This window comes from Collinsella sp. HCP3S3_D1 (genome assembly GCF_052064015.1).
Classification (GTDB): Bacteria; Actinomycetota; Coriobacteriia; order Coriobacteriales; family Coriobacteriaceae; genus Collinsella.
Window position 1 is genome coordinate 11,394 of record NZ_JBQHWK010000027.1, and the last position, 22,582, is coordinate 33,975.

14 protein-coding genes are annotated in these 22,582 nt (G+C 61.5%); 12 read left to right on the plus strand and 2 right to left on the minus strand.

The features are described from left to right. Positions 1-85 precede the first annotated feature (85 nt). The 5 genes from ACTNDJ_RS08470 (at position 86) to ACTNDJ_RS08490 (ending at position 8,976) form a co-directional block, all read left to right on the plus strand. Positions 86-4,843: an MBG domain-containing protein gene (locus tag ACTNDJ_RS08470; RefSeq protein ID WP_441063862.1), complete on the plus strand. Its 4,758-nt coding sequence runs from the start codon at positions 86-88 to the stop codon at positions 4,841-4,843. A 265-nt stretch (positions 4,844-5,108) separates the two neighbouring features. Then, positions 5,109-6,134 carry a quinolinate synthase NadA gene (gene nadA, locus ACTNDJ_RS08475; RefSeq protein WP_441063861.1) on the plus strand — a complete coding sequence of 342 codons (1,026 nt, stop codon included), beginning with the start codon at positions 5,109-5,111 and terminating at the stop codon, positions 6,132-6,134. A 56-nt stretch (positions 6,135-6,190) separates the two neighbouring features. Beyond that, complete coding sequence (locus ACTNDJ_RS08480; RefSeq protein WP_441063860.1) at positions 6,191-7,567, plus strand: L-aspartate oxidase; 1,377 nt, start codon at positions 6,191-6,193, stop codon at positions 7,565-7,567. Positions 7,568-7,570: 3 nt separating this feature from the next. Next, complete coding sequence (nadC, locus tag ACTNDJ_RS08485; RefSeq protein ID WP_427719300.1) at positions 7,571-8,431, plus strand: carboxylating nicotinate-nucleotide diphosphorylase; 861 nt, start codon at positions 7,571-7,573, stop codon at positions 8,429-8,431. After that, positions 8,431-8,976, plus strand: coding sequence for a transcription repressor NadR (locus ACTNDJ_RS08490; RefSeq protein ID WP_441063858.1), 546 nt, complete (start codon positions 8,431-8,433; stop codon positions 8,974-8,976). The genes nadC and ACTNDJ_RS08490 overlap by 1 nt, the downstream gene beginning before the upstream one ends. A 239-nt stretch (positions 8,977-9,215) precedes the next feature. On the opposite strand, the gene ACTNDJ_RS08495 is transcribed toward ACTNDJ_RS08490, so the two are convergent. Next, positions 9,216-9,467: an indolepyruvate ferredoxin oxidoreductase subunit alpha gene (locus ACTNDJ_RS08495; protein WP_158564522.1), complete on the minus strand. Its 252-nt coding sequence runs from the start codon at positions 9,465-9,467 to the stop codon at positions 9,216-9,218. Between the two features lie 590 nt (positions 9,468-10,057). Here ACTNDJ_RS08495 and dnaK point away from each other — a divergent pair. The 7 genes from dnaK (at position 10,058) to ACTNDJ_RS08530 (ending at position 20,720) form a co-directional block, all read left to right on the plus strand. Continuing rightward, positions 10,058-11,950 (plus strand): molecular chaperone DnaK, encoded by a 1,893-nt coding sequence (gene dnaK, locus ACTNDJ_RS08500; RefSeq protein WP_154518137.1) that lies wholly within the window; start codon positions 10,058-10,060, stop codon positions 11,948-11,950. Between the two features lie 2 nt (positions 11,951-11,952). After that, positions 11,953-12,795 (plus strand): nucleotide exchange factor GrpE, encoded by an 843-nt coding sequence (locus ACTNDJ_RS08505; protein WP_427727348.1) that lies wholly within the window; start codon positions 11,953-11,955, stop codon positions 12,793-12,795. 107 nt (positions 12,796-12,902) lie between these two features. Beyond that, a complete protein-coding gene (locus ACTNDJ_RS08510) occupies positions 12,903-13,868 on the plus strand; it encodes a DnaJ C-terminal domain-containing protein (RefSeq protein WP_441063856.1) in 966 nt (321 codons plus the stop codon). Between the two features lie 72 nt (positions 13,869-13,940). Beyond that, a complete protein-coding gene (locus ACTNDJ_RS08515) occupies positions 13,941-14,357 on the plus strand; it encodes a heat shock protein transcriptional repressor HspR (RefSeq protein ID WP_427719306.1) in 417 nt (138 codons plus the stop codon). A 482-nt stretch (positions 14,358-14,839) separates the two neighbouring features. Next, positions 14,840-17,140 (plus strand): hydratase, encoded by a 2,301-nt coding sequence (locus ACTNDJ_RS08520; protein ID WP_441063855.1) that lies wholly within the window; start codon positions 14,840-14,842, stop codon positions 17,138-17,140. Positions 17,141-17,764: 624 nt separating this feature from the next. Continuing rightward, the gene (gene clpB / locus ACTNDJ_RS08525) at positions 17,765-20,392 is read left to right on the plus strand and encodes an ATP-dependent chaperone ClpB (RefSeq protein WP_441063854.1); all 2,628 of its coding nucleotides are present in this window, start codon (positions 17,765-17,767) and stop codon (positions 20,390-20,392) included. A 133-nt stretch (positions 20,393-20,525) separates the two neighbouring features. Beyond that, positions 20,526-20,720, plus strand: a complete 195-nt coding sequence (locus ACTNDJ_RS08530; RefSeq protein WP_229770727.1) for a hypothetical protein — start codon at positions 20,526-20,528, stop codon at positions 20,718-20,720. Positions 20,721-20,852: 132 nt separating this feature from the next. On the opposite strand, the gene ACTNDJ_RS08535 is transcribed toward ACTNDJ_RS08530, so the two are convergent. Further along, complete coding sequence (locus tag ACTNDJ_RS08535) at positions 20,853-22,346, minus strand: hypothetical protein (protein WP_441063853.1); 1,494 nt, start codon at positions 22,344-22,346, stop codon at positions 20,853-20,855. Between the last annotated feature and the right edge of the window lie 236 nt (positions 22,347-22,582).

The following is a 22,582-nucleotide window of genomic DNA, read 5'->3' on the forward strand; positions in this document are numbered from 1 at the left end:
CCGGCGGTCGGACGGGGAGTCAGGCCGCCCGCCGGCGCCAAGCGATAGCGAACATTGCGAAAGCATAGGGGTAAGGGGAGCCGTGATGAGGGAGAAGAAGATGGGGATGCGCAGACTTGCTGCTTGCGTGCTGGCTGCAGCGCTGGCGCTTGGGGGTGCGGCGACGACGCTCGCCACACCTACGGTAGCCGAGGCGTATCCGCAGGGCGCGATCAAACCGAAACACCTGAAAAGCGAGCTTTCGTATGGCGAAAGTGATGTAATCCAACTTTCCGGCGGCAAAGACTATCGGTTTGCCGGCACGGTTGATATCGACCACTATGAGGTCGAGGGCGGCACCAAGGAGAATCCGACCCGCCTATATTTCACCGACAGCTCGTCTCTGGGCGGTCCGCTGACCGTCGAGCGTGACCTTACATATTCGCAACACCCGCTCTTTGTGCTCAAGGGCGGTTATGTCGAGTTCATCGGTGATTCGGGTGTCTCGACCGAGGTACGCTGCGATGGAAAAACGTTTTTGAGCGATAGCAATGATTACGAAGCGCGTGGAGGTGTCGATAAACCGAATACGGGCAAGAGCCTCAACCTTTCCGTGGAAAACCTCAAGCTTGTTTCAAGGACCGAGAACAAAGATACCGATCGGGCAATCACGCTCTATGGAACCATGGGTGCGGGGGAGACGGCCAGCTTCACGAACGTGAGTGTCAGCGGTTGGAAATGCTGCAAGAACAACGCATTCAAGGTTGACCAGGGTAATGAAATTTACGAAGCCTCGCCGGCGCCTGTAACTATCAGAGGCAGCCAGGTCGCGGTGGATGCAACGTTTGTCAACTGCACGTTTGAGAATAATAGTGATGACTGCGTCGGCGCCTTGAGCGTGGTCGGGCGGTCGAAGACTCCAAAAGTTACGTTGAACGGCTGCACGTTCGAAAACAACAGTCAGGGAATGATTGCATGCGACGAGATGAAGGTTGAGAGCGGTCATGTGCATGCGGGCAATATTGGCGTCAAAAATGCCATAGTCGCCCTGAATAACTGCAGTATCCGTTCAACAAATAACACGTCATGGAATGGACCCTGCTCTTATATGTTCAATGTGTGGGGTATTCAATATCAGATGCACATGACGAGTGCCATTGCGGTGGCAAAGGATGCGTCGTGCACCATAAACGGTACGGTTATCGACGATTCGTTCGTGTTCCCCTCTGATTATTTCAACGGTCGCGACATAAGAGGTCAGGACTCGCAGCGCTGCGCGGTTTACGCCCTTGGTTCTGTGACGCTCGCCGGCAACACGAAGGTCACTACGGCCAAGGCGAAGGGCGTCGATGCGTCCGATGTCGGTAGCTACGGCAAGGTTCACGTCGATAAGTCTTTTACGGGCGAAGCCGTCCTGTCTATCGACGATACCAAGTTCGATCCCGAGTCCAATAAGCAGTATTACTACTATGAGTATGTGGACCTTGGCACGAGCGGTCTTTCGCAGGAGGATCTCGCGAGCAGGCTCAAGCTCGCCAACGAAAACCTTGCATACGACGTTACCGATGGCAAGGTCAAGGTTATCCATCGCAAGCACGAGCACGAGTGGGCCTATTCCGCCAACAGGGATGGGTACAGCATCGCGGCTACGTGCAACGGACAGTATGAGGCCTCGCACTGTGTCTACTCCAGGGACGGCGAGACGATCTCGCTGATGTCGTCCAAGAGCGGCGACCTGAGCTTTACCTACAACGGCAAGCAGCGCGACGCCGTGCTTGCTACGACCAAGCCGTCTCAAAAGGACAACGCTGTAGCCCAGGGCAAGGTAAAGATTGTGAGCGCACGCTTTTATAGCGGCGTGGATGACGATAATCCCCAGGGCTTCGCGATGGAAGGGTCGGTGCCTCTGAATGCGGGTACCTATCGCGTGGTGGCGACGGTTGCCATCGAGGGGCAGAGCGATGTTACGCTCGAGCGCGTGTTCAAGATCAACCCCGCCTCGCTTGCGGAGAAGGACTCCAACCGCAAGGATCTTTGCAAGGTCGAAATCATTGGCTACGACAAGTTGAAGGATAACGTCAGGTTCAGCAACGGTGACGTGTTCAACGACGTTCCGTCTTATGAGTGGACGGGTGAGGAGATAAAGCCTCGCATTAAGGTGACGTATAAGCTTGGCGACGAATGGATTGAGCTTAAAGAGGGCGTCGATTTCGAGCGTTTCGCTTGGGACGAATCGGTTTCGGAGAAAGATCCCGGTGCGTATAGGAGCCAGGCTTGGGGTCTGGGAAACTTCACATACGGCAAGTTTTTCTACTGGAGCATCTACGGCACGCAGTTCGAGAATGTTCAGGCCAAGGGCTTTGACGGCACCTACGATGGCAAGGCTCACTCGCCGTCGGTGACGGTCGACAACGCCCCCGAGGGCATGAAGATCGAATATAGCGTCAATGGTGGCTCGCTGTACGAAGACCGAATCCCCTCCTATACCAACGCGTGCGCCGAGACAATTAAGTACCGTATTACCGCACCCGACTACGTGCCGGTGGAGGGCGAGCTTGAGATTAAGATCGCTCCCGCCGAACAGGCCGCTCCCAAGGACGTCAAGACGACGGCCGCGACCGGGCATGCCTTGGCGGACGGCAGCATCGACGGGATTGATAACACCTACGAATGGAAAGCCGAGGTTGCCAGCGACTATCAGCGGATTGCCGAAGGCGAGACGTCGGTTAAGGGCCTCGCCGCTGGCAAATACAGCGTTCGCCTTAAGGCCGACCGTAACCATAACGCCTCCGAGGCCCTGACGGTTGAGGTCAAGGACGGCCCTAAGAAGGCCGACGGTAGCGGTTGGAAGCACGACGACGCCGAACATTGGAATATCTGCACCTGTGGCAAGGAAGACGTTGGCCGCGCAAAGCATGACTTTGAGTGGGTCGTCGACCAGGCCGCTACGGCTGATAAGCCCGGTTCCAAGCATGAGCGCTGCAAGACGTGTGGCTACGAGCGCGAGTCTGTCGAGATCCCCGCCTTCGGCATCAAGGGCTACTCCGACGTGTACGACGGCGACTATCACACGGTTGATGCGACGAGTCTGCCCGAGGGCGCGACGGCCCAGTACAGCACCGACGGCAAGAACTGGTCCCTCGAGGCCCCCAAGATTAAGGACGTCGGCACGCTGACTGTGTCCTATGAGGTAACGATCGACGGCGTGAAGGCCGAGGGTAAGGTGACTCTCGAGGTCAAGCCGCGCGCGATCACGGTCACCGCCCAGGACGCCTCCAAGACCTACGGCGAGGCTGACCCCGTGTTTACGTGGGCGATCACATCCGGCGAGCTTGTCGAGGGCGAGAGCCTTCAGGGCATTGAGATTAAGCGCGAAGATGACGACAACGTGCGCGACGGCGGCTATGCTCTGCACCTGACGCAGGCCAAGGACGCTAACCCCAACTACAACATCACGTTTGTTGACGGCGTGTTCACCATCAACCAGCGCGTGCTCACTGTGAAGTGGGGTACCAGCGAGTTTGTTTACGATGGCAAGGAGCACTGCCCCGAGGCGACGCTCGGCAACGTCATCGGCAAGGATGACCTTGGCGCGACCGTCGAAGGCTCCCAGACCGAGGCCGGCGCTTCTTACACGGCGAACCTCACCGCACTGACGGGCAAGGCCGCGGGCAACTACGTGCTTCCGACTGAGGGCCTGACGTGCGACTTCTCCATCAAGAACGCCGCGCAGGGCGCGCCGGTGGTCCAGGTTGCGGCCGAGACCGTGAGCGGCAAGCGTGACGGCAAGATCACGGGCGTCGACGCGACGATGGAGTGGCGTGCCAAGGGTGCTGACAAGTATCAGGCGGTGGACGAGGGCACGGCCGAGCTTACGGGTCTTGCCGCCGGCACGTATGAGGTGCGCTACCAGGCCAAGGCCAACTACGACGCTTCTTCCGCCACCGAGGTTACCGTGGCGGCCGGCCCCAAGCTGGTCGTGACGCTGCCGAGCAATCAGGTGGGCTACGCGCTCACCTCGACGGCAACCGAGCTCGATTGGCACGGGACCGCAACACTCACCATGGGCATCGACAGCGCGTACTTTGCGGGCAAGGACTACACCGTCAAGGTCAACGGCACGTCCGTAAAGCTTTCCGCCAAGGGCACCTATGAGCTCAAGGACGTCGAGGGCGATGTGAACGTGACGGTCGAGGGCGTGCTTAAGCACGAGCCCGACGGCTCCGGCTGGGTACGCGATGCCAAGAACCACTGGCATAACTGCCGCTGCGGCGACATCATCGACAAGGCCGAGCATACCTTTAAGTGGGTTGTCGACAAACCGGCGACTACCGAGGCCAAGGGCAAGAAACACCAGGAGTGCACCGTCTGCGGCGAGAAGGGCGCAACCGAGGAAATCGCGATTCTGGTACCCGAGATCATCGACGGTAAGGGCCAGACGATGGTGGTTGACGCCGTCAAGGACCTGAGCTTCCGTTCGAGCGCACCGCTCGCGTTCTTCCAGAAGGTACTGGTCGACGATAAGGAGGTCGCGGCCGAGAACTACGTGCTCACCGAGGGCTCTACGATCGTGACGCTCAAGGCGAGCTTCCTGAATACGCTCGGCGTGGGCGAACACAGGCTGAGCGTGGTTTCGACCACGGGCACGGCCGAGACGACCTTTACCGTTGCCGAGGCTGCCAAGCCCGCTCCTGGCCAGACCACTACGACTACTACGACCACGACTTCCAAGCCTAAGAAGAGGGCTAGCAAGGAGGCGTTGCCTGAGTCCGGCGACAGCACTTATGTCGTTGCGGGTGCCGTACTCGCTGCCGGTGTGGCAGTCCTGCTGCTGGCGTGGGCCATCATGAAGCGCCGCGCTTAACCGCGCACCAGTTCCCAGCGGGTCCGGATCGAGCGATCCGGACCCGCTTTTATGCCCACCGCCTCTCGGACTAAGATAAAACGGGCCGCTCGAACCGTGTGGCGGATCCATTTTCGACTGTCCTCAGCTTGCCAGTTCGAAAATGGACCCGCCCCAAGATTGAATCCTTATTCCAACTTTACACCTGGCTTTACAGCTGTCTTGTCAGCTGTAAAGCCAGGTGTCATACTAAAGCCCCAAGATTCGCCAAAAGAGAGGGGCCTTGATGGCACAGAGCGCGAACATGGATGCATCGGAGCTTGCACGCGATATCGCGGCCGGCCTGGCATCGGCAACGACGGCAACGGAGCGCGCGGCACTGGTGCCCGCAGAGCTCGTCGAGGCCATTCATCAGCTAAAAACCCAACGTGACGCAGTGATCCTGGCGCACTATTATGTGGCGCCCGAGGTCCAGGCCGTTGCCGATTACGTCGGCGACAGCTTCTACCTGGCAAAGCTTGCCAAGAGCCTGCCGCAGCAGACTATCGTGCTGTGCGGCGTGGAGTTTATGGGCGAGAGCGCCAAGCTGCTCAACCCCACCAAGACCGTGCTGCTGCCCGAGCCGGGCGCGGACTGTCCCATGGCGCACATGGTCAAGCACGAGACGGTCGACGCGGCGCGCGCCGAATATGGCGACGACCTGGCCGTGGTGTGTTACGTCAACTCGACGGTCGAGATCAAGAGCTGGAGTGACGTGTGCGTTACCAGCTCTAACGCCGTCAAGATCGTCTCCGAGCTGCCGCAGCAGCACATCTTGTTCATTCCCGACCAGAACCTGGGCCGCTTTGTGGCCGAGCAGGTGCCCCAAAAGCACGTCATCCTCAACAACGGCTACTGCCCGCGCCATCACATCATCACCGTCGAGCAGATCGTCGACGCACAGGAGGCGCACCCCGACGCGCTCGTGCTGGCGCACCCCGAGTGCAAGGCCGACGTCCTGGCCGAGGCCGACTACATCGGCTCCACTGCCGGCATCATCAAGTATGCCGAGGAGTCGGACGCGAGCGAGTTTATCATCGTGACGGTCCGCGGCGTGCTCTACGAGCTCGAGCGGCGCTGCCAGGGCACCGGCAAGAAGTTCTACTTCCCCGCGGTGCAGCCCACCTGCGTCAACATGGATCTCATCACGCTCGAAAAGCTCGTGCGCTGCCTGGATACGGGCGAGGGCGAGGTGCAGATCGGCGTGTCGGATGAGGCCGCCGACCAGGCCAAGCTCACGCTCGACCGCATGCTCGAATACGCGGCGCGCTAGAACGATGTGACATGAGGGACCATCCCTTATGTCACATTACAAGGGAGAGGATTCCTGTGGAAACCAAACAATGCCCCGACATGGAGTGCGATGTCGTCATTGCCGGTTGCGGCGTGGCGGGCCTATACGCGGCCCTCAATCTGCCGACGAGCACGCGCGTGATCATGCTCTCCAAGGGTGCTGTCGACGAGTGCGATTCGATGCTCGCGCAGGGCGGTATCTGCGTGCTTCCCGAAGGCTCTGACTACGACGCCTTCTTTGAGGACACCATGCACGCCGGCCACTACGATAACCGCCGCGAGAGCGTCGACATCATGATCCGCTCGAGCCGCTCGGTCATCAACGACCTGCTGGCCATGGGCGTGGACTTTGAGCGCAAGGCCGACGGCAGCCTCGACTTTACCCGCGAGGGTGCGCACAGCCGCCCGCGCATCGCCTTCCATGCCGACATTACGGGCAAGGAAATCACGACCAAGCTCCTCCAGGCCGTTCGCAAGCTGGATAACGTGCAGATTTTGGAGCACGTGGCCATGACCGACATTCTGACGGGCGAGCGTGATGGCGCCACGGCGTGCATCGGCGTCGTCGCCGTTCCCGTGGACGAGGACAACTCGGTTCGCCCCGCCGACGAGCTGGCAAATGCCGCCGAGGGCGTGCATGCCGGCGAGCCGTTTAAGATCCATGCCCGCCACACGCTGTGGGCGACAGGCGGCATCGGCGGTGTGTACGACCACTCGACCAACTACCCGCAGCTCACGGGCGATGCCTGCTACATCGCCCAGGAGCATGGCATTAAGATGGAGCACCTGGACTACGTGCAGATTCACCCCACGGGACTGTTCTCGCCGCAGCCGGGCCGCACCTTCCTGATCAGCGAGAGCTGCCGCGGCGAGGGCGCGATTTTGCTCAACGCCGCCGGCGAGCGCTTTACCGATGAGCTTCAGCCGCGCGATGTGGTCGCTGCCGCTATTCGCGAGCAGATGAAGCAGGATGGTACCGAGCACGAGTGGCTGAGCTTTGCCCCCGTTGAGCGCGACGTCGTGACCGGACACTTTGCCAACATTCGCGCACGCTGCCTGGAGGACGGCCGCGACATCTTGGACGAGCCCATTCCCGTCACACCCACGCAGCACTACTTTATGGGCGGCGTGTGGGTCGACAAGGACGGCCGCACCTCGATGCCCGAGCTCTACGCCGCCGGCGAGACGGCCTGCAACGGCGTTCACGGCAAGAACCGCCTTGCATCAAACAGCCTGCTCGAGGCGCTGGTCTGGGGTCGTCGCGCCGCGTGGCACATGCGTACCGGCCAGTCGCTCGCCGTGGAGCAGGCGGGCGAGCCCGCGCTCGATGGCCGTCATCGCGCCCTGAGCGCCGACACCCTGGCAATCGATGATTTGGCCCGTGCCGCCGGCACGCAGGCCGTGGAGGAGTAGACCATGAACCCCATTACCATGAAGCTCGTCGTCGATGATCTGATTCTGCAGGCTCTGCGCGAGGACATTACGTTTGAGGACGTGAGCACGGCGAGCGTGTGCCCCACGGCGCGTCCCGCCACGGTGGAGCTCATCGCCAAGGCCGATGGCATCATCGCGGGCCTGGATGTGTTCGCTCGCACCTTTGAGCTGCTGGATTCGCAGAGCTCGGTGCTGTTTGATGTTGCCGATGGAGACGAGGTGCACGCCGGCGACCACGTGGGCCAGGTACGCGGCGATGCGCGCGTGCTGCTTTCGGGCGAGCGCGTGGCGCTCAACTACCTGCAGCGCATGAGCGGTATCGCTACCTATACGCACCAGATGGCTGCGGCGCTCGAGGGCACCAAGACCGTGCTCGTCGACACGCGCAAGACCACGCCGGGTATGCGCGTCTTCGAGAAGGCCGCGGTCGAGATCGGCGGCGGCAGCAACCACCGCTACAATCTGTCGACGGCCGTCATGCTCAAGGACAACCACATCGACGCCGCCGGCGGCGTGACGCGTGCGATCGAGATGGCGCGCGCCCATGCATCGTTTACCGCGACGGTCGAGATCGAGTGCGAGAACCTGGACATGGTGCGCGAGGCCGTGGAGGCCGGCGCCGACATCATCATGCTCGACAACATGACCCACGATGACATGGCTGCCGCGATTGAGCTTATTGCCGGTCGCGCCAAGACCGAGTGTTCGGGCAACGTGGATGCCAGCAATATCCGTGCGCTTGCCGACCTGGGCGTTGACTTTATTAGCTCGGGAGCGTTGACGCACTCTGCGCCGATTCTCGACCTCTCGCTTAAGCACCTGCGTCTGCTGGACGGTAAATAATGGACGCCCGCGAGCGTCGCCGTTCCATCATGGGCGTGCTCGAGCGAGCCAAAGACCCCGTCTCCGGCAGTACGCTTGCTCGCGAGGTGGGTGTGAGCCGCCAGGTTGTCGTGCAAGACATCGCCCTGCTGCGCGCCGATGGGCACGATATCGTGGCGACCAATCGCGGCTACGTGCTGCAGGAGGCCCCCAGCAGCCCCGCCGTGCCCACGCGCCTGGTCAAGGTTCGCCATAGCATGGAGCAGGCAGGCGATGAGCTCACGAGTATCGTCGACGCCGGAGGCGCCGTGCTCAACGTGATCGTCAATCACCGCGTGTACGGTAAGATCACGGCCGACCTGGACATCCGCAATCGTCGCGATGTTGAGCGTTACCTGCACGATATCGAGAGCGGCAAAAGCTTTCCACTACTAACGGTGACGAGCGGCTATCACTTCCATCGCATCGCGGCAGAGGATGAGCAAACCCTCGACGAGATCGAGGCTATGCTCAAGGAGAAGGGCTATCTGGCAGACCTGATGCCCTACGAAGACGATCTATCGTAGCCGACGCTGCAAACGCCCCTAAGCGGCAATCTGACGTTCAATCGTCGGTCGCGTACAAAAAAGTACGCTTCCCTCCTCTTTCACGTCACCTTGCTCGCTTAGGGGCGTTTTCGCTGACTTATGCTCAACCTGCGACGGTGCCAAATTAGCTATCCGCACAAAAAAGAGGCCTCTGCGGCGATGCGGAGGCCTCCTTTTTTGTGCACGGTGTACTTGTGAGTGTGCAAGTGGGGGAGTTGTTACTCCTCGACGATCTCGGTGATCGCGCCGGCGGGGCAAGCGTCCTGGCAAGCGCCACAGGCGACGCAGGAGTCCTCGTCAGCAACGGTAGCGACGTCCTGGAGCTCCAGAACGCCAGCGGGGCAGGAGTCGACGCAAACGCCACAAGCGATGCACTCGTCGGCATCAATTACGGGATGAGCCATGGTAGTTTCCTCTCTGTTGACCGACGCTACAGGCGATGCGCGCCGGTTTGATTCGGGCAAAAACATACCACGTGAGCGACCGTTTGCAATACCCTCTGGCCGGCATCTTCATACCATTCGCCGAGTATGCCAAGGCTTACTAAGAAACGCACAGGTGAGGCTGGTGAGCTGTGCAAATGTTAGCTAGAGGTGACTCGAATTATTGAGCAATTGAGTGGGCTTTCGGAAAGCGCATCCCGTTATCTGGTCGAAAAACGGGTCGCAGTTTCCGGTTGGGCCCGCTAGCGGAAACTACGACCCGGTATCAGCTCTCAAAACGGGATACGGTTTCCGGTTGAGCCTTCAGACGGAAACTACGACCCGGAATCCACACTCAAACCGGGACGAGCTTTCCGTAAAGCAGCCCCAGGCACCCCCGGCCCAAACCTCAGCCATCTCTACATAGATCTCGAGAGATTTGCCGAGAACTCAATCAGCGCATCTACCTGCGTATTCGAGAACCTAAACTCTAAGTGATAAGAAATCTTATATGAATTGACTTAGATTTTGTATATTCCGGTCCATAAGGGGATACACTACATCCTGAAAGACAAACCGAAAGACCGCTTGGCAGACCGCCGAGTCGGTGCAAACGCACAAGAGAGAGGGAATTTCTAATGGGCAAGATTCTTGGTATCGACCTTGGTACTACTAACTCCGCAATGGCCGTTCTCGAGGGCGGTTCTCCGACCATCATCGTGAACGCCGAGGGCGACCGCACCACCCCGTCTGTCGTGGGCTTCCGTGCCGACGGCGACCGCGTCGTGGGCAAGGCCGCTAAGAACCAGGCAGTCACCAACCCCAAGAACACCGTGTTCTCCATCAAGCGCTTCATGGGCCGCAAGTACTCCGAGTGCACCTCCGAGCTCAAGACCGTGCCGTATGAGGTCAAGGAGGGCCAGGGTGGCCGTGCCGTCGTCGACATCGAGGGCAAGGAATACACCGCCGAGCAGGTGAGCGCCATGACGCTCGCAAAGATGAAGGCCGACGCCGAGAAGTATCTGGGCGAGACCGTCACCGACGCCGTCATCACCGTCCCGGCCTACTTCAACGACGCCCAGCGTCAGGCCACCAAGGACGCCGGTAAGATCGCCGGCCTCAACGTTAAGCGTATCGTCAACGAGCCGACCGCTGCCGCTTTGGCCTATGGCCTGGACAAGCAGGGCTCCGACCAGCGCATCCTGGTCTTCGACCTGGGCGGCGGTACCTTCGACGTCTCCATCCTCGACCTCGCCGACGGCGTGTTTGAGGTTCTGTCCACCTCGGGCGACAACCACCTGGGCGGCGACGACTGGGATCAGCGCGTCATCGACTGGATGGCCGATAAGTTCCAGCAGGAGAACGGTGTCGACTTGCGTCAGGACCCCATGGCCCTGCAGCGTCTGAAGGAGGCCGCCGAGAACGCCAAGAAGGAGCTCTCCGCCGCCCAGCAGTCCACTATCAACCTGCCGTTCATCACCATGAACCAGTCCGGCCCGCTGCACCTCAACTACACGCTGACCCGCGCCGAGTTCGAGAAGATCACCCGCGACCTGCTCGAGCGCTGCAAGCAGCCTGTCACCAACGCCCTGCGCGACGCTAACCTTAAGCTCTCCGATCTGACCGAGGTCATCCTCGTCGGCGGCTCCACCCGTATGCCCGCCGTCCAGGAGCTCGTCAAGACCATGACCGGCAAGCAGCCCAACATGTCCGTGAACCCCGACGAGGTCGTTGCCGACGGCGCTGCCGTCCAGGGCGGCGTGCTCACCGGCGACGTCGAGGGCATCCTGCTGCTCGACGTTACCCCGCTGTCGCTGGGCGTCGAGACCATGGGCGGCATTATGACCAAGATGATCGACCGCAACACCACGATTCCGACCTCCAAGACCGAGGTCTACTCCACCGCTGCCGACAACCAGACCAGCGTCGAGATCAACGTGCTCCAGGGCGAGCGCGAACTTGCCCGCGACAACAAGTCGCTCGGTAAGTTCCAGCTGACCGGTATCCCGGCTGCCCGCCGCGGCGTGCCGCAGATCGAGGTCACCTTCGACATCGACGCCAACGGCATCGTCAAGGTCTCCGCTAAGGACAAGGGCACCGGCAAGGAGCAGCAGATCACCATCTCCGGCTCCACCGCTCTGTCCGACGAAGAAGTCGATCGTATGGTCAAGGACGCCGAGGCTCATGCCGAGGAGGACAAGAAGCAGAAGGAAGAGGTCGAGGTCCGCAACCAGACCGACAGCCTGTGCTACTCCACCGAGCAGACCCTCAACGAGCTGGGCGACAAGGTTTCCGCCGACGTGAAGTCCAAGGCCGAGGCCGCTATCGCCGATGCCAAGAAGGCGCTCGAGGGCTCTGACGTCGAGGCCATCAAGGCCGCTGGCGAGTCCCTGCAGTCCGTGGCCTACGAGCTGGCTCAGGTTGTCTACGCCGACGCTCAGCAGCAGACCGACGGTGCCGCCGGCGCCCAGCCTGCCGACGATGACGTCGTCGACGCCGACTACGAGGTTGTGGACGACGAGGACAAGTAATCATGTCCGCCCGTAAAGCTCGCACGGAGGCGGCTGCCGTTGGAGCCGCCCCCGTTGACTCTGAGGAGAAGGACGTGAAGATTCCCGTAGAGGCCGTCGACGATACCGAGGCCAACGAGGCCGAGGCCGCCGAGGCTGTCGAGAACCAGGTAGAGGATTCCAACAAGGAGGCGACGATGACCGAGGACGAGATGGTGGAAGCCGCTATCCGCGCCGGTGAGGAAGCCGCCGACAACGACTTTAAGCTCAAGTTCGAGCAGGCCCAGAAGGAGCTTGCCGACGTGCGCAACGAGCTCGATGCTGCGGCAGAGGCTCAGAAGGCTGCCGAGGACAAGGCGAAGGACGCCACCGAGCGCACCGCCCGTCTGCAGGCCGACTGGGAGAACTTCCGTCGCCGCACCGCCAGCGAGCGTATCGCCGAGCGTGAGCGCGCGACAGAGAAGCTTGTCACTGCGCTGCTGCCGGTGGTCGACGATATCGAGCGTGCGATCGACCATGCCCGCAGCCAAGAGCTTGCCGACGACTTTAAGCAGTTCGTCGACGGCGTCGACGCGGTGCATGCCAAGCTACTCGATGTGTTTGCGCACGAGGGCGTTGAGCCCATCGACCCCAAGGGCGAGGCGTTCGATCCGCTCGAGCACCAGGCTGTGGGTCGTGTCGAGGACTCGTCGCAGTACGACGAGACCGTCAACGACGTGTACCAGAAGGGCTACCGCATGGCGGACCGCATCCTGCGTTCCGCGATGGTGACGGTGACCTACGGTGGCGAAAAGCGCCCCGCACCGGAGCCCGAAGCGGCGCCCGAGGATGCTGCGGCCGATACGGCCGAGAGCACCGAGGAGTAATTGAGAAGGGCCCCGGGGCAACACCCGGGGCCCTTTCTGGCCTAGTGCCATATGAAAGCATGAACCGCCGCCCGCTGGGCGACGGATAAAACAGGAGAGGAGCTACGATGGCTGCAGGCAAAACCTTCTATGACATCCTGGGCGTATCCAAGAGCGCCTCCGACAAAGAGATCAAGAGCGCGTTTCGCAAGCTCGCGCAAAAATATCACCCCGACGCCGGCGGCGACGAGGCCAAGTTCAAGGAGATCAGCGAGGCCTACGAGACGCTTTCGGACGAGAAGAAGCGCAAAGAGTACGACCAGATGCTCATGTTTGGCGGCATGCCGGGCGCAGGCGGCGCGTATGGCGGCGGCTACGGTGCCGGCGCGGGTGCCAGCGGCTGGGGCGACATCTTCGACAGCATCTTTAGCGGCAACGGCGCCTGGGGCAGCGATTGGGGCTCGGGCTTTGCCGGGGCTGCAGGCGCTGCCGGTGCCGGCGCGGGTCGCAGCCGCGCTCGCAAGGGCGGCGACCTGTCGCTGACCGTCGATGTGACGGCCGAGGACGCGTTTCGCGGCGTGACGCACAAGGTCACCTATCGCATTCCCTCGACAGGCGAGCAGCAGACCATTACGGTCTCGGTGCCCGCGGGCGCGGTCGACGGCGGCAAGCTACGCTACAAGCGTCGCGGCGAGTATGGCATCGCCGGTGGCGAGCGCGGCGACCTGGTCGTGACCACGCATGTGGAGGAGCACCCGCTGTTTAAGCGCAAAGGCGCCGACGTGACCATGGAGATACCGGTCTCGGTCTACGAGGCGGCGCTCGGCTGCACGGTGGACGTGCCCACGCCCGGCGGTGCGACGGTCCGTTTGAAAGTGCCTGCGGGTACCCAGACGGGCAAGAAGTTCCGCTTTAAGGAGATGGGGGCGCCCGACGTTAAGCACCGTGGCCGTACGGGCGCGCTGCTCGTCGAGATCAAGGTGCAGGTTCCCACGAACCTATCCGATGACGAGCGCGATGCCATGACCAAGCTGCGCGAGGCCGACACGCGCGACTACCGCGAGAAGGTCAACCGTTACAAGGCGACGTTCTAGGGCGGTCGCGGTACACGCCCACGCCCGCGGGCTTATGATGGACGATAACGAGACGGAAAGGGGTCAGGTAGCATGGCCGAGGACAATAGGAACAAACCGCTGTACATGATCAGCGTGGCGGCCGAGCTGACCGGCATGCATCCGCAGACTCTGCGCGTCTACGAGTCCAAGGGTCTGGTGAACCCCCAGCGCTCGGGCGGCAACACGCGCCTGTATTCGCGTGCCGATATCGAGCGCCTGGAGCTCATCAACCAGCTGACCGACGAGGGCATCAACCTTGCCGGCGTGGTGCGCATCCTCGATATGAAGGAGCGTGCCGAGGAGCGCGAGCGCGAGAACGAAAAGCTCCGCGCCCGCATGCGCCAGCTCGAGGACGAGCTGCACGAGTACAAGATGCAGAAGAAGATCACCTCCCTGGCCCCGCGCGATGGATCGGTTAATCCCGAACAGGTCATGCGCAAGCTACTGGGAGCCGGCGGGGATCTCTAGGTTCCGCCGTTCTAACGAACGGCGGACCGGTCGACGCTGCGCGCCGCCCAGGGCGACAATTTGTCATTCAAAAGGCAAGGCATGACCAGAAGGTCTATGCCTTGCCTTTTTCATGCCAACTTGTTCGCCCTGGACGTCGCTCGCTGTCCGTCCTCTACCTGCGGCGTTGCCATGGCCCGGATGCGGCACTTGGGGACGTTCCTCACTTTGGAAATGCGGCCCGCTCGCTGTCCATCCTCTACCTGCGGCGTTGCCTTGCTCCGAATGCGGTAGTCGTTGGTAGTCATTGGGGACGTTCTTAAATGACTAGTCGAAAGGGACGCTCTTGCACCAAATCTGCTGACCCACATCGGGCTCGTCCTGTACTTTACCGAGATAAAGTGAACGTGCAGATTCGTAACCCACTCGCAACCGTTCTATGGCACGATATTGAACGAATGCATGCTATGCGCCCAAATCTTTTGGGCAGAGTGGGAGACAGTATGGTCAAGCTGTACGAAGACGGCATCTACCTGCGCGGCGGCAGCGAGGTTGTGCCTGCGGCCGAGGCTGCTGAGCGCGGTATTACGCAGACGCCCGAGGATGCCAAGCGCGGCACCATCGCGTATTCGATCCTCCAGGCACACAATACGTCCGGCGACCCCGAGGCGCTCAAGATTCGCTTCGATGCCATGGCGAGCCACGACATCACCTTTGTCGGCATCATCCAGACGGCGCGCGCCTCGGGCATGGAGCAGTTCCCGCTGCCCTACGTGCTCACCAACTGCCATAACTCGCTGTGCGCCGTGGGCGGCACCATCAATGAGGACGACCACGTCTTTGGCCTTTCCGCGGCCAAAAAGTACGGCGGCATCTTCGTTCCGCCGCACATCGCCGTCATCCACTCCTTTATGCGCGAGAACTTCGCCGGTTGCGGCAAGATGATCCTGGGCTCCGACTCGCACACCCGCTATGGCGCCCTGGGCACCATGGCCGTGGGCGAGGGCGGCGGCGAGCTGGCAAAGCAGTTGCTGCGCGACACCTACGACGTTGCCTATCCCGGCGTTGTCGCTATCTACCTCACGGGCGCCCCGCGTCCCGGCGTCGGCCCGCACGACGTGGCGCTCGCCATCATCCGTGCCGTCTTTGCCAAGGGCTATGTCAAGAACAAGGTCATGGAGTTTGTGGGCCCCGGCATCGCGAGCATGACGACCGATTACCGCAACGGCGTCGACGTCATGACCACCGAGACCACCTGCCTGTCGAGCATCTGGGCCACCGACGAGGACACGCACGCGTTTTTGGCCACGCACGGTCGCGGCGACGACTACCGCGAGCTCAAGCCCGCCGATGTCGCCTACTACGACGGTTGCGTCGAGGTCGATCTGTCGAGCATCAAGCCCATGATCGCGCTGCCATTCCATCCTTCCAACGGCTTTGAGATCGAGGAGCTCAACGAGAACCTCGAGGACATCCTGCATGAGGTGGAGCTCGAGGCCGCTAAGATCGGCGAGGGCAAGACGCACTTTAGCCTGCTCGACAAGATCGTCGACGGCAAGCTTCACGTGCAACAGGGCGTTATCGCCGGCTGCTCGGGCGGCAACTACGACTCCGTGGTCCAGGCTGCCCGCGTGCTCAAGGGCGCCAACACCGGCTGCGGCGAGTTCTCGCTGTCGGTCTATCCCACGAGCCAGCCCGTGGCACTCGAACTTACGCGCCGTGGCTATATCTACGACCTTATGGAGGCCGGCGCGATCGTGCGCACGGCGTTCTGCGGTCCGTGCTTTGGCGCCGGCGACACGCCTGCCAACAACGGCCTGTCCATCCGCCACACCACGCGCAACTTCCCCAACCGCGAGGGTTCCAAGCCGGGCAATGGTCAGCTGAGCGCCGTGGCCCTAATGGACGCTCGCTCCATTGCGGCGACGGCCGCCAACGGAGGCGTCCTGACGCCGGCGACCGACCTGCCCGAGGAGACTTGGGACGAGGCCTGCGAGTACACCTTTGACGACGCGCCGTATAAAAAGCGCGTGTACTGGGGCTTTGGCAAGGCCGAGCCTGCTGACGAGCTGGTCGAAGGCCCCAACATCAAGCCGTGGCCCGCGATGGAGCCTCTCGGCGACGATATCCTGCTCAAGGTGTGCTCCAAGATCATGGACCCGGTCACCACGACCGACGAGCTCATTCCCTCGGGTGAGACGAGCTCCTTCCGCTCCAACCCGCTGGGCCTGGCAGAGTTTACGCTCAGCCGCCGCGATCCGGCCTACGTGGGTCGTTCCAAGGAGGTCGACGCCGTGGAGAAGCGCCGCGTTGCCGGCGAGGCGGCGGGCGATCTGGCGGCACTCGATGCCGAGCTTGCCGGCGTGTTTGAGGCGCTGGCCGGCGCCGGCGTCGTGGCCGATGCCAAGGCGACCGAGTACGGCTCCATGCTCTATGCCAAGAAGCCCGGTGACGGTTCTGCCCGCGAGCAGGCCGCGAGCTGCCAGCGCGTGATTGGCGGTCTGGCCAACATCGTCCACGAGTACGCCACCAAGCGCTATCGCTCCAATGTGATGAACTGGGGCATGGTGCCCTTCCAGATGGAGGCCGAGCCCAACTTTGAGGTGGGCGACTACGTCTTCGTGCCGGGTATCCGTGCCGCGCTCGACGGCGATCTGCAGAACATCGCCGCCTACGTGGTGCGCGCCGATGGTGCGGTCGAGCAGATTGAGCTCTACATTGCCGATATGACGGCGGAGGAGCGTGCCATCGTCAAGGCCGGCTGCCTGATCAACTACAACAAGTTCAAGGCCGCTGCCGAGTAACGCACTTAATTGTCCGCCCGGGGCTTATCCTTTCCCGCCCGCTCACGCGCTTCGCGAGGGTCGCGTTCGGGAAAGGATAAGCCCCGGGCTACATTTCTGCGTTCTCGTTGGGTCTTGAGGGACGCTAATAAATAGGTTTGCTTGATGCCGCCTCTGTTAATGGGGTGGCTTCTTTTTTGTCGAGAACCGCCACAAAGGGGGCAGGCACCTTTGTGGCGGTTCTCGGTTTGTCTCGACCTGTAACATCTTGGCCGCTAAAAGTGAGCCTGGTGTTACAGATTTAGATTTTCGATTCGAGTGTCTTCTGTTCGTCTCGATTTGTAACAGATAGAGCTCTATTTGCCGAGTAGATGTTACAGATTGAGACAAACGGGTGCCGCTGGTCATTTCATCTTGATTTGTAACATCTGGAGCCATAAACAGCCGCTAGATGTTACAGATTGAGATAGTAAGGGGACGAGACCGCAGCGGGTGAGCGTGCCTGCTCCCTATCCATCAATCACTCAGAAAATCTTATATATAGAGACTTAGATTTGTGTATAAGATCGTACAAAGCTGGCAACAATACTTCTCGGACAACGTGAAGCCGCCCCGTAGGGCGGCCGCCCCAAGAGAGGTGATTCCATGAGAATCGATAAGCTAGCAATGACGTCGCGCGAGGCGTTACAGACCGCCATGAGCACGGCTGCCGACGCACAGGCCGGCGCGGTGGAGCCGATTCACCTGCTGTCCGCCCTGCTCGGTGCCGGCGAGCGCAATATCTCCGTGATTATCGAGCGCATCGGCGCCGACCCAGCCCAGCTTGCACACTCCACGCAAGATGCCATCGACCGCGCACCCAAGGTTTCGGGCGAGGGCCAGCAGATGGGCCTGTCCAACGAGCTCGTCCGTGTCATCGAGAAGGCCGAGAAAAAGGCCACCAAGATGGGCGACAGCTTTGTAGTGACCGAGCATCTGCTGATGGCGCTTGCCGAGGACAAAGGTGAGGCGGGCCGCGTGCTGCGCGACGCCGGCGTTACCAAGGAGCGTATCGAGCAGGTCTACGAGGAGCTGCGCGGCGATGACCGCGTGACGTCCGCCAAGGACAAGACCCAGTTTGAGGCACTGGAGCAGTACGGCCGCAACATCTGCGACCTGGCCCGTGCCGGCAAGCTCGATCCGGTTATCGGCCGTACCGACGAGATTCGTCGTACTATCCAGGTCCTGTCCCGTCGCACCAAGAACAACCCTGTGCTCATCGGTGAGCCGGGTGTCGGTAAAACGGCCATCGTCGAGGGCATCGCCCAGCGTATCGTGGCCGGCGACGTGCCGAGCACGCTGCGCGACCGCGACCTCATCGAGCTCGACATGAGCGCGCTGGTCGCCGGTGCCAAGTACCGCGGCGAGTTCGAGGACCGCTTAAAGGCCGTGCTCAAGGAAGTGCAAAAGTCCGAAGGCAAGGTCATCCTGTTCATCGATGAGCTCCACACCATTGTGGGCGCGGGTGCCACCGAGGGCTCCATGGACGCCGGCAACATCCTCAAGCCTGCGCTCGCCCGCGGCGACCTGCACGCGATCGGCGCGACCACGCTCGACGAATACCGCAAGTACATCGAGAAGGACGCGGCGCTCGCCCGTCGTTTCCAGACCGTTATGGTGAGCGAGCCTACCGTCGAGGACACCATCTCGATTCTGCGTGGCCTCAAGGAGAAGTACGAGATCTTCCACGGCGTGCACATTACCGATAGCGCGCTCGTGGCCGCCGCCGACCTCTCCGATCGTTATATCGCCGACCGCTTCCTGCCCGACAAGGCCATCGACCTGGTCGATGAGGCCGCAAGCCGCCTGCGCATGGAGCTCGACAGCATGCCGGTCGAGATCGACGCCACCACGCGTCAGCTCACCCAGCTGCAGATCGAGGAACAGGCGCTCATGAAGGAGACCGACGACGCCTCCAAGGAGCGTCTGGAGACCCTGCGCCAGGAGATTGCCGAGGTTCAAGAAAAGCTCAACGTGCAAAAGGCCGGTTGGCTCAACCAAAAGAACGCCATCGACCATGTGCAGGAGCTCAAGGGCATGCTCGATGAGGCCAAGAGCGAAGAGGAACGTGCGACGCGCAACGGAGACTTGGGCCGTGCGTCCGAGCTGCGTTACTCCGTGATTCCGGGTCTGCAGCAGCAGATTCAGGATTCCGAGGCCGCGCTCGAGGCACAAAAGCAGCAGGACGGTGAAGGCCTCAACGAGCAGGTGACCTCCGATGAGATCGCCGAGGTCGTGAGCGCCTGGACCGGTGTGCCCGTCTCCAAGATGATGCAGGGTGAGCTCGACAAGCTGAAGGGCTTGGAAGGCGAGCTGCATAAGCGCGTCATCGGCCAGGATGAGGCCGTCTCCGCCGTCGCCGCGGCCGTGCGCCGTAGCCGTGCGGGCCTCTCCGATCCGGACAAGCCCATCGGCAGCTTCTTCTTCCTGGGCCCCACCGGTGTGGGCAAGACCGAACTCGCCAAGGCGCTGGCCGAGTGCCTGTTCGATGACGAGCGCGCGCTCGTGCGTATCGACATGTCCGAGTACATGGAGAAGTTCAGCGTTCAGCGTCTGATCGGTGCACCCCCGGGATACGTGGGCTACGACGAGGGCGGACAGCTCACCGAGGCCGTGCGCCGTCGTCCGTACTCCGTGATCTTGCTCGACGAGATGGAGAAGGCTCATCCGGATGTCTTCAACGTGCTGCTGCAGGTGCTCGACGACGGTCGTCTGACCGATGGTCAGGGTCGTCAGGTGTCCTTCAAGAACACGATCATCATCATGACGTCCAACGTGGGCTCCAAGGCTATCGCCGATCTTTCGGGCAAGGACGAGGAGGAGATGCGCCATCAGGTTGACGCGGCCATGGCTCAGACTTTCCGTCCCGAGTTCCTCAACCGTATCGACGATATCGTGGTGTTCCATCCGCTCGGCATGGCGCAGATCGAAAAGATCGTCGATATTCAGCTCGCCGACGTCCGCGCACGTCTGGCCAAGGAGCGCATGACGCTTGCCATCACCCCGGCGGCCAAGCAGATGCTCGCCGTGGGCGGTCTGGACCCGGTCTTTGGTGCCCGTCCGCTCAAGCGTCTGGTGCAGCGCGAGGTCGTGGACGCCATCGCCGCCGCTATCATCGACGGTACGGTGCGCGAGGGCGATCAGGTGACGGTTGACGTCGACAAGGACGGTGCCTTTACCGTCGTGTGCGATAACACGCCGTCTGCCACCTACGAGGTGCCCGACGCCGAGTAGATTGTTGGGCCATGCCTTAAAATCTACCTTTTGAGCCAAACGCCAAGGGCGGCGGATCCAATTGGGTCCGCCGCCCTTTTTCGTGCGACAATCGATGATGTTGAACGTGAGTACATGGCAAGGAGCTATGCAGATGAAAGACGAGAACGAGACGAACGCACCGGCGCCTGAGTCAGCGCCCGCCGCACCCAAGCCTGCGCCTAAGCCGGCACCCAAGCCGCGCGACCCCTACATCCGTGCCGAGAACGAGGACGACGACGGCTACGATCCCTACAGCGATCGCCGCCCCGAGCGCGAGCCGATGTTCGAAGCCGATCCGTGGCGCTAACTCCTGCAGGGTAGCTAATTTGGGACGGGGCTTTTTTAGCTGCCCCGGCTGGTAATGTGCCGGTTTAGTCGATTAACGGTCGGGGCAGCTAAAAAAGCCCCGTCCCAAATTAGCTACCCTCGCTGCGGCCGGCTAGTCTTGGGCCTTGATGCTTGGCATCAGAATCTGGGCGAGGTAGTCGGTCTCGAGTTTGGTCGCGGCGTCTGCCTTGCCGTCTTTGCCGACCAGTACGTTCTTGATCTGGCTATAGGTATAGCGGTTGCCGGTTGTAAGCTCGACAAGATCGATGGCCGTGTCCATGGGGTAGGTCGACACGGGGTCTTGCGTGCGCCCGTTGATGGTCTGGGGCACCACATACGGATAGACGGGGCCGCTGGCGTAGACCGTGTAGCCGTTGCCAAGGCTTGCCGCACCCAAAACCGTATCGCCCTTATCGGGCGTAAAGCTCTCGCCGTCGCGCACTGCGACAAGCGTCGCGATCGGCGTATTGCTGTCGCTGGCAAGATAGATGCACAGCGTATTGCCGTTTTGCCAAGTCGCGACTTTGCCGTACCACTCAACGGGAATATCGAGCTGATACAGGTTCGTTGCCTTATGCCGAGCATCGGCGTCGCGGGCCGCCTGCGCCTCGCGGGAACTCATGGCATTGACGGCGGCGTCACGGCGCGCGGTTGCCGCCTGCTGGAGCACCTTTGCGACCGCGGCAGAGCTCACGCCACCCTCCTCGGCGTACTTGGCCGCGGCATCGATCTGGTCGTCGGTCACCGTGTCTGCCGAAGGTACCTTAAGCTTAAAGGATGCCTGAGCGCTCAGGTCCTGCCCGTCGCTCTTTACGCTAACCTGCGCCTTGGTGGTCGGCACGGTGTAAATGGTACCGTCAGCTGCGATGGGGGACCCAGCGATGGAGAGCGTATAGTCGCCAGGCAGCAGCTTAATACCGCGGCCGTGCTCGTCAACGTAGAGCGTTTCGCTCACGGAGGAGCCGTCAGAGTCTTGCCCGCTCACCTGCACGGGAATCTTGGAGCCGGTGGAACAGTCGAGCCCTGCGGCATGTACGCCAATCTGCACCGACATCATGGTGTGGGCGTTGACGGCAGCGATGGCGGCCTGTTCTTGTTGGTATCCGTTCCAAGCGGCATAGCCCGCGCCGCCGGCAACGAGCGCGGCGGCAACGACGCCGGCAACCATCAAATTGCGTCGCTTGGGCGACATCTTGTGATGGCGAGCCTTGGCTTCGCGTGCCGAGGGAACGGACGGCAGGGGAATATCGCCCATGGCGATGGTCTCGTCGACGGCCGGCGCAGAACCCAGGCCAGGAAGCTCGCGGGTGAGCGAGTCATCGGCAGGCAAGCTGCCAAGCAGGGCGGTCCCTTCTCCCGAGGCGGATTCCGACTGGACGTCGTCCTTGCTATCGTCCTCTTCGGCTTCGGCTTCGGCCTCGTCAGAAGCGTCTTTGGCGTCGCTGCCTTCGTCCTCAGTGCCTTCGCGCATCTCGTCCTGCGCGTCGACGGCCAAATCGCTCAACGAGAGCTCGTCTAACGCAATCCGGTCAAGGCTCTCCAGGGCCTCGGCACATGCTTCCGCATCCTGGGCCGCATCCTCGCGGCCACGTGTCTCATCGCTCATATATCCCCCAATGCAATATCGGCTCAACACTGTACCCAAAAATGGAGCCATATAAAGCGCATGCGAAATATAAGATCCGATTTAACCCGAGCGTATCGTTTAGCCGCATCCTCGCGGCAGCAAAAAGCCCCCGGAACGCGAACGATGAACTGCCTCCCATTTCTTGGACATGAGAAATGGGAGGCTTTTTATGCGTGTCGACTTGAGGGTGAAGCACGACATCGAGGCCAGGAAGG

Excerpts from the sequence above, each read along its gene's own strand:
- ACTNDJ_RS08535 (WP_441063853.1), bottom strand. The coding sequence starts at position 22,346 with ATGAGCGATGAGACACGTGGCCGCGAGGATGCGGCCCAGGATGCGGAA.
- dnaK (WP_154518137.1), top strand. The coding sequence starts at position 10,058 with ATGGGCAAGATTCTTGGTATCGACCTTGGTACTACTAACTCCGCAATG.
- nadA (WP_441063861.1), top strand. The coding sequence starts at position 5,109 with ATGGCACAGAGCGCGAACATGGATGCATCGGAGCTTGCACGCGATATC.
- clpB (WP_441063854.1), top strand. The coding sequence starts at position 17,765 with ATGAGAATCGATAAGCTAGCAATGACGTCGCGCGAGGCGTTACAGACC.
- nadC (WP_427719300.1), top strand. The coding sequence starts at position 7,571 with ATGAACCCCATTACCATGAAGCTCGTCGTCGATGATCTGATTCTGCAG.
- ACTNDJ_RS08510 (WP_441063856.1), top strand. The coding sequence starts at position 12,903 with ATGGCTGCAGGCAAAACCTTCTATGACATCCTGGGCGTATCCAAGAGC.
- ACTNDJ_RS08520 (WP_441063855.1), top strand. The coding sequence starts at position 14,840 with ATGGTCAAGCTGTACGAAGACGGCATCTACCTGCGCGGCGGCAGCGAG.
- ACTNDJ_RS08490 (WP_441063858.1), top strand. The coding sequence starts at position 8,431 with ATGGACGCCCGCGAGCGTCGCCGTTCCATCATGGGCGTGCTCGAGCGA.
- ACTNDJ_RS08505 (WP_427727348.1), top strand. The coding sequence starts at position 11,953 with ATGTCCGCCCGTAAAGCTCGCACGGAGGCGGCTGCCGTTGGAGCCGCC.
- ACTNDJ_RS08515 (WP_427719306.1), top strand. The coding sequence starts at position 13,941 with ATGGCCGAGGACAATAGGAACAAACCGCTGTACATGATCAGCGTGGCG.
- ACTNDJ_RS08495 (WP_158564522.1), bottom strand. The coding sequence starts at position 9,467 with ATGTTTTTGCCCGAATCAAACCGGCGCGCATCGCCTGTAGCGTCGGTC.
- ACTNDJ_RS08470 (WP_441063862.1), top strand. The coding sequence starts at position 86 with ATGAGGGAGAAGAAGATGGGGATGCGCAGACTTGCTGCTTGCGTGCTG.
- ACTNDJ_RS08530 (WP_229770727.1), top strand. The coding sequence starts at position 20,526 with ATGAAAGACGAGAACGAGACGAACGCACCGGCGCCTGAGTCAGCGCCC.